The sequence below is a fragment of the Carboxylicivirga agarovorans genome (genome assembly GCF_050589845.1).
Taxonomy (GTDB): domain Bacteria; phylum Bacteroidota; class Bacteroidia; order Bacteroidales; family Marinilabiliaceae; genus Carboxylicivirga; species Carboxylicivirga agarovorans.
The window spans coordinates 1-1,860 of record NZ_JBNGPA010000076.1 but is presented as its reverse complement, the minus strand read 5'-3'; the positions used below and the strand labels follow the sequence as shown (position 1 = coordinate 1,860).

Annotated in this window: 1 tRNA gene and 1 rRNA gene; both read right to left on the bottom strand. The window is 47.3% G+C overall.

What is annotated here, in order from left to right:
• Positions 1 to 38: 38 nt before the first annotated feature.
• Positions 39 to 115, bottom strand: a tRNA-Ile gene (locus tag ACRD69_RS25255).
• 109 nt (positions 116 to 224) lie between these two features.
• A 16S ribosomal RNA gene (locus ACRD69_RS25250) occupies positions 225 to 1,746 on the bottom strand.
• Between the last annotated feature and the right edge of the window lie 114 nt (positions 1,747 to 1,860).

The following is a 1,860-nucleotide window of genomic DNA, read 5'->3' as shown; positions in this document are numbered from 1 at the left end:
ATTTGACAGTTTAGCAGTTGAACAATTCCACAACTTCATGGTAGTCCCGGGCAGACTTGAACTGCCGACCCCTACATTATCAGTGTAGTGCTCTAACCAACTGAGCTACGGGACTGTTGCAGTGTCGTCTTATCCCTTGTGGATTTACTTGACGCTGTAATTATAGATAGTACTAAAAAAGGAAAAAAGGAAAGCCTAAAACCGGCTATTAAAAATTTCTCCAGAAAGGAGGTGTTCCAGCCACACCTTCCGGTACGGCTACCTTGTTACGACTTAACCCTAGTTACCAGATTTACCCTAGGCCGCTCCTTACGGTCACAGACTTCAGGTACCCCCGGCTTCCATGGTTTGACGGGCGGTGTGTACAAGGCCCGGGAACGTATTCACCGCGCCATGGCTGATGCGCGATTACTAGCGAATCCAGCTTCACGAAGTCGGGTTGCAGACTTCGATCCGAACTGAGACCGGTTTTTGAGATTTGCATCATATCACTATGTAGCTGCCCTCTGTACCGACCATTGTAACACGTGTGTAGCCCTGGACGTAAGGGCCGTGCTGATTTGACGTCATCCACACCTTCCTCGCGGTTTACACCGGCAGTCTTGTTAGAGTGCCCACCATTATGTGCTGGTAACTAACAACGTGGGTTGCGCTCGTTATGGGACTTAACCCGACACCTCACGGCACGAGCTGACGACAACCATGCAGCACCTTGTAAAGTGTCCGAAGAAAACTCTATCTCTAAAGCTGTCACTCTACATTTAAGTCCAGGTAAGGTTCCTCGCGTATCATCGAATTAAACCACATGTTCCTCCGCTTGTGCGGGCCCCCGTCAATTCCTTTGAGTTTCATTGTTGCCAACGTACTCCCCAGGTGGATAACTTAATGCTTTCGCTTTGTCGCTTACGGTCTATTGCAAACAACTAGTTATCATCGTTTACGGCGTGGACTACCAGGGTATCTAATCCTGTTCGATCCCCACGCTTTCGTGCATCAGCGTCAGTTACAGTTTAGTAAGCTGCCTTCGCAATCGGTGTTCTGTGTTATATCTAAGCATTTCACCGCTACACAACACATTCCGCCTACCTCAAATGTACTCAAGAAATACAGTATCAAAGGCAATTTTATGGTTGAGCCACAAACTTTCACCCCTGACTTATACTTCCGCCTACGCACCCTTTAAACCCAATGAATCCGGATAACGCTCGCATCCTCCGTATTACCGCGGCTGCTGGCACGGAGTTAGCCGATGCTTATTCATACGGTACCGGCAAAAACCTACACGTAGGTCACATTCTTCCCGTATAAAAGCAGTTTACAACCCATAGGGCAGTCATCCTGCACGCGACATGGCTGGTTCAGGCTTTCGCCCATTGACCAATATTCCTCACTGCTGCCTCCCGTAGGAGTCTGGTCCGTGTCTCAGTACCAGTGTGGGGGACCTTCCTCTCAGAACCCCTAGACATCGTCGCCTTGGTGAGCCGTTACCTCACCAACTAGCTAATGTCACGCATGACCATCTTATACCACCGGAGTTTTAATTAATCAAACATGCGAATGATTAATATTATGGGGTATTAATCCGAATTTCTTCGGGCTATCCCCCAGTATAAGGCAGGTTTCATACGCGTTACGCACCCGTGCGCCGGTCGTCGCCTGTAGCAAGCTACATCGTTACCCCTCGACTTGCATGTGTTAGGCCTGTCGCTAGCGTTCATCCTGAGCCAGGATCAAACTCTTCGTTGTATTAAAATTTTAAATATCTCTAGAAATTTTAATAGCTCTAATTGACTTCAGGTTTCACTTTTTACCTTTTCTATTTTATCGTTTAAAATAGGTACTATCCAATATTTTCAAAGA